This window comes from Parvibaculum sp. (genome assembly GCF_040882025.1).
Lineage (GTDB): Bacteria > Pseudomonadota > Alphaproteobacteria > Parvibaculales > Parvibaculaceae > Parvibaculum.
Window position 1 is genome coordinate 1 of record NZ_JBBECC010000075.1, and the last position, 5,285, is coordinate 5,285.

Annotated in this window: 6 protein-coding genes and 1 pseudogene; 3 read left to right on the forward strand and 4 right to left on the reverse strand. The window is 63.7% G+C overall.

Annotated features, from left to right (window positions below; genetic code table 11):
* The 3 genes from WEB61_RS05045 to WEB61_RS05055 form a co-directional block, all read right to left on the reverse strand.
* On the reverse strand, window positions 1-524 hold a 524-nt coding region (locus tag WEB61_RS05045; RefSeq protein WP_368063238.1), incomplete at its 3' end, for a polymer-forming cytoskeletal protein.
* A 125-nt stretch (window positions 525-649) separates the two neighbouring features.
* Window positions 650-1,246, reverse strand: a complete 597-nt coding sequence (locus tag WEB61_RS05050) for a DNA-3-methyladenine glycosylase I (RefSeq protein ID WP_368063239.1) — start codon at window positions 1,244-1,246, stop codon at window positions 650-652.
* Complete coding sequence (locus WEB61_RS05055) at window positions 1,236-2,105, reverse strand: folate-binding protein YgfZ (protein WP_368063240.1); 870 nt, start codon at window positions 2,103-2,105, stop codon at window positions 1,236-1,238. Before WEB61_RS05055 ends, WEB61_RS05050 begins: the two co-directional genes overlap by 11 nt.
* A gap of 128 nt (window positions 2,106-2,233) precedes the next feature.
* On the opposite strand from WEB61_RS05055, the gene WEB61_RS05060 reads away from it, so the two are divergent.
* On the forward strand, window positions 2,234-3,226 hold the full coding sequence (locus WEB61_RS05060; protein WP_368063241.1) for a glycosyltransferase family 9 protein: 993 nt from the start codon (window positions 2,234-2,236) through the stop codon (window positions 3,224-3,226).
* Window positions 3,223-4,560, forward strand: coding sequence for a dihydroorotase (locus WEB61_RS05065; RefSeq protein WP_368063242.1), 1,338 nt, complete (start codon window positions 3,223-3,225; stop codon window positions 4,558-4,560). Before WEB61_RS05060 ends, WEB61_RS05065 begins: the two co-directional genes overlap by 4 nt.
* Before the next feature lie 10 nt (window positions 4,561-4,570).
* On the opposite strand, the gene WEB61_RS05070 is transcribed toward WEB61_RS05065, so the two are convergent.
* Window positions 4,571-4,843, reverse strand: coding sequence for an usg protein (locus WEB61_RS05070; RefSeq protein ID WP_368063243.1), 273 nt, complete (start codon window positions 4,841-4,843; stop codon window positions 4,571-4,573).
* A gap of 261 nt (window positions 4,844-5,104) precedes the next feature.
* On the opposite strand from WEB61_RS05070, the pseudogene WEB61_RS05075 reads away from it, so the two are divergent.
* Window positions 5,105-5,285, forward strand: a pseudogene (locus WEB61_RS05075) (oxidoreductase); the annotation flags it as partial.

A 5,285-nucleotide genomic window follows, 5' to 3' on the forward strand; every position in this document is an offset into this window, starting at 1 on the left:
TCGGCCTGAATTTCGCCGCTGACCTGTCCGCCCTGCTCGACGCGCAGCTCGCCATAGCGAACCGTGCCTGTCACGCGGCCGGTCGCGTTGATGGTCAGGCACTTGCGGACCGTCAGGGTGCCGTCGAACTTGCCGTTGATTTCGGCCTCGTCCACCGTTGCGTCGCCGCGCACTTCGCCGGTCTCGCTGATGGTCAGGGTGCCGCTTTCGATCGTCGCCTGGACATCGCCCTCGATGACAAGCGAGTCGCAGGATTGAATCTTGCCCTCGAGTTTGAGTCCACGTCCGACATGCAGGTTGGCGGCCGGAGTGGTCGGCGCGGCGGGCTGCTGCCCGGCGGGTGTGTGGAGCGTGCGCACGGTTGGTTTCCTCGCTTGATAGGATGGAGTGACGACGCGGGTTCCCGCTTCGCCGCTGGTGTCGGCTGTTTCGCCGCGCGCATTCTTGGACGGCTCGTCCTGCCCGGGCGCCTGGGTTTGCGCCGACGGATCGGGATCGGAAACACCCTTGGGGCGTTTGAACATTTTCTGGATTTCCCTCCGCTGACTGAATCGCAGAGAAATCGTAATCGCTCAACGTGGCCCACATGTGCCGACAATGTGGCAGAAGATTGTTTTGCGCCGGGACAGGCGCCCGTAACGACGCTGAATTATCGCTTTGTCGTTCGCGCCAACGCCGAGCAATCCGCATGTCGCGGGCAGCTCACAAGATGATCGTTGACCATGCCCACCGCCTGCGCGAAGGCGTAGACGATGGTCGGACCGCAGAATTTGAAACCGCGCGCCTTCAGCGCCTTCGACATGGCGATGCTCATCGGCGTTTCGGCCGGCACCTCGCCGATGCGCTTCCATTTGTTTTGTTTCGGGATGCCGCCTGCGAGTTCCCACAGGAAGCCGGAGAAACCGCCATCCTCTTCCATGATGTCGAGCCAGGCGCGCGCATTGCCGATCGTCGCTTCGATCTTGCCGCGATGGCGGATGATGCCGGGGTTCTGGAGAAGTTTTTCGATCTTCGCCGGGCGGTAGCGGACAATGCGCTCGGGCTCGAACCCGTCGAACGCATCGCGGAAACTCTCGCGTTTTCTGAGGATCGTGATCCAGGAAAGCCCGGCCTGAAAGCCGTCGAGCATCAGTTTTTCGAACAAGGCCCGGTCGTCATATTCGGGCACGCCCCATTCCTCGTCATGATAGGTGACATAAAGGGGATCCTCGCCCGGCCAGGGACAACGGTTTGCCTCAGGCGCCATCGTCGTCTCCTTCCGCTTTCATCTCGGGCGCGAGCCAGCCCGGAATATCGGGCGTGAGGCCGGACGGGCCCGCTTCGAGCGTCGCATCCTTGATGAGGTCGAGCCGCAGCAGCGCCAGCACACGCGCGGTCTCGCCGTCGCCCGAGAACACGGTGCCGACCTCGCGCATGGCCGCTTTTACCGGCGTGCCGGGCGTCGGCAGGTCGCCTTCGACAGTGCAGGGCAGGAGCCGCTTGCGCACGTTGCCGCGCCGTTTGGTGCGCGACGTCACCTCTTGTCCGACAAAGCAGCCCTTGTGGAAATCGATGCCATGGAGTGCGTCGAGATTGACCTCCAGCGGAAAGGTCCTGTCCGGTTCGAAATCCTCCGCCGCGTCGCCGACACCAAGTCCGATCCGGTGCCTGTGCCAGCCAGCCGCGCCGCCCGCCGGGAGTGCCGTCCGGGGCAGGATGGCGCGCGCGCCCATCGCAGGCAGGCGCGGGTCGGGAAGCATTGGCCCATCGGCCGCCAGGGGCGTGCCGTCCTCATGCCAATAGACGGCAACGCCATGCGTCACGCTCATATCCTCGATTTCAACCTTGGCCCTGAGCTTGTACATGGTCAGCCGCTTGACGAGATCGGCTATCCGGGCGCCATCGCAATCGAGCAACAGCGCCTGTTTATCGGCCGGATCGGCCGACATGAAGAAATCGAAAAGAAATTTGCCCTGCGGTGTAAGCAGGACGGCATAGACCACGCGGGCGCCTGCGGCGGCCTCGACATCGTTGGTGATGAGCCCCTGCAGGAAGCTCCGGGCGTCCGGCCCGCCAACCTTCAGCACCCCGCGCTCCGCCAGCGTACAGGCCTTCACCGCAATCATGGCGTCTTGCCCCGTTTCATCGTGCCACCAGATGTAGGCCCGCTGCCCTGCGCCTGCAAGCGTCCGGCTTGGCTTCCGCTCTCCGGCCACCTATAACCCGCCGAAGACTTGGGGCCCGGCGGAACGCGATGCGCATTCTCTTCATCACCTCAAATCGCCTCGGCGACGCGGTTCTCTCGACGGGCATCCTGGCGGGTCTCGGCGAACGCTATCCGGGGGCCGAGTTCTGGGTGGCTTGCGGCCCGCTGGCAACGCCGGTCTTCAAGCACGCGCCGGGCGTTACCCGCATTATCGAGATGAAAAAGGCACCGCGCGCCGGTCATTGGCGCAAGCTGCTGGCAGCCGTCTTGCCGCACCGCTGGGACGTGGTCGTCGATTTGCGCGGCTCAGCCACCGCCTGGCTGCTTTGGACGAAAAAACGCTACATCCTGAAACCTGATCATTCGTTGCACCGTGTCGTTCACAACGCAACCGTCGCGGGCTTCGATCCGCCGCCCGATCCCTGCGTCTGGCCGGGTGAGGCCATGCGCGCGCGTGCACGCGACATTGTTCCCGACGGCATGTCGGTGCTGGCGATCGGGCCCGCCGCCGCCTGGCGCGGCAAGATGTGGCCGATCGAAAACTTCAAGGAACTGGCACGGCGCCTCCTCCAGCCGGGCGGTGCGATGGAGGGCGCGCATCTTCTGGTGACGGGCGGACCGGCCGATCGCGACATCTGTCAGCCGCTTCTCGATGCGGTACCGGAAGACCGCCGCATCGATCTCGTCGGCGCTGCCATCGACGAAACGGCCGCCTGTTTCGAACGCATACGTCTCTATATCGGCAACGATTCGGGTCTCATGCATCTCGCGGCGGCGGCGGGGGCGCCGACCGTCGGTCTTTTCGGCCCGTCGCCCGAAGACCTCTACCGGCCCTGGGGAAAGAAAACCGCATTCGTCCGTGTGCCGCGTTCGCTTGAGGAGCTCAGAGCCGGGGCGGACGGGGAGGCGGGCTGGCAGAGAGGGAGTCACATGGAAGATCTCGAAGTCGCCACCGTCGAGGATGCCGCCATCGCGCTGCTGGCGCGAACGGCGGCGAGCGGCGACAATGCCCCCCCCCAGACCGAGAGGAGACCGGTGTGAGCCAGACCTACGATCTCGTTTTTCGCGGCGGTACCGTCGTCAATCAGGACGGCGCCGGCCTTGCCGATATCGCGGTCAGGGATGGCCGTATCGCTGCGATCGGCGACCTGTCACGCGCCGTCTCCGCCGAAACGGTCGATGTGACGGGGCTTCATCTGCTGCCCGGTGTCGTCGACAGCCAGGTTCATCTGCGAGAACCGGGCAATGAGCACAAGGAAGATCTTGAATCGGGTGGTCGCGCGGCGGCCTTGGGCGGCGTCACGTCGATCTTCGAAATGCCGAACACCAAACCGCCGACGACGACGCCGGATGCACTCGCCGACAAGGTCGCCCGTGCGCGCCATCGCATGTATTGCGATTTCGCCTTTTATGGCGGTGCGACGACCGAGAATGTCGACATCCTGGCCGACATCGAACGCGAGCCGGGTTGCTGCGGCATCAAGATTTTCATGGGCTCTTCCACCGGCAATCTGCTGGTCGAGAAGGACGAGGACGTGCTGCGTGTATTGAAAGCGATCCGCCGCCGCGCCGCGGTCCATTCCGAAGACGAGTTCCGTCTGCGCGAACGCCGCGAGCTGGCGCTGCTCGGTCATGTCGACACGCATCATGTCTGGCGCGACGCCGAAGTCGCCGTTCTCTGCACCACGCGCCTGCTGCGCCTCGCGCGCGATGCCGGCAAGCGTATCCATGTGCTGCATGTCTCGACCGCCGATGAAATCCCGATCCTTGCAGCGGCGAAGGACATCGCCACCGTCGAGGTGACGCCCCAGCATCTGACGCTTGCCGCGCCCGAATGCTACGAGGCGCTGGGTACGCTCGCGCAGATGAACCCGCCGATCCGTGGCCACGAACATCGCGACGGATTATGGGCCGGCATCGCGTCCGGCGTCGTTGACGTGCTGGGCTCCGACCATGCGCCGCACACGATCGAGGAAAAGGAACAGACCTATCCGAAATCGCCCGCCGGCATGCCCGGAGTGCAGACGCTGGTGCCGGTGATGCTCGATCACGTGAATGCCGGACGCCTGACGCTGCAGCGCTTTGTCGATCTGACATCGGCGGGTCCGCAGCGCATTTTCGGCATGGCGCGCAAGGGACGCCTCGCCGTCGGCTACGACGCCGACATCACGGTCGTCGACCTGCGCGCAACGCGTGTGATCGAAGACAAATGGATCGTCAGCAAATGCGGCTGGACGCCCTATAACGGCATGAAGGTAAAGGGCTGGCCCGTCGGCACGGTCGTGCGCGGCCGCCGTGTCATGTGGGAAGATGAACTGCAGGGCTCGGCGACAGGTGAGCCGATCCTCTTCGTCGAGAATCTGCCGGGGCACTGAGCCTGGGCCTTCAGTGCATCGTCGCCACGAAATCCGCCCGGATGAATTCCGACGGATGGATCACGCGCCTCGTGCCGAGTCGCACCGAATGGATCGGCCCGTCGAGTTCACGCGACCAGAAATCGAGGAATTTGCCGAGCACCGGATATTTCGGCGCCATGTCGTAATCCTGCCAGATATAGCTCTGCAGCAATTTCGGATGGTCCGGCAACCGGTAGAGAATTTCGGCGGTCACCAGCCGGTAGCCGTCGAGCAACTTCTTGAATTCGGAAACCTGCCTCACGCGACACCTCCGGGTAACAACGAGATTACAGCGGAATCCTAGGCAGCAAATTCTGACGCGTCGAGATTGACAAATTCCCCACAGACCGATTCGTTCAATAAAATCATAGGTTTGGCACTCGGCAGCCCGGACGAGTGCCAAACGGGCCGGGTTTGCTTGACCGCGCCCCCGATTTGGGTTCGTTTGTCGCCGCAAGAGGCTGGAAACCGTCAAAAATCAGCCCGCAAGAACCGTCATCTTCTCAGGGAAGGATTTCTCCAGATGCCCGACAAGTTCCGTGCCCTTCGCGTCTCGAAAAACGAGGCAGGGGGCCCGCCAAAGGCGGAATTCGTGACCCTCACGGAAGCCGATTTGATGGAGGGCGATGTCACGGTCGCGGTCGACTATTCGACGGTCAACTACAAGGACGGCCTGGCGTTGACCGGCAAGGTGCCGATCGTGC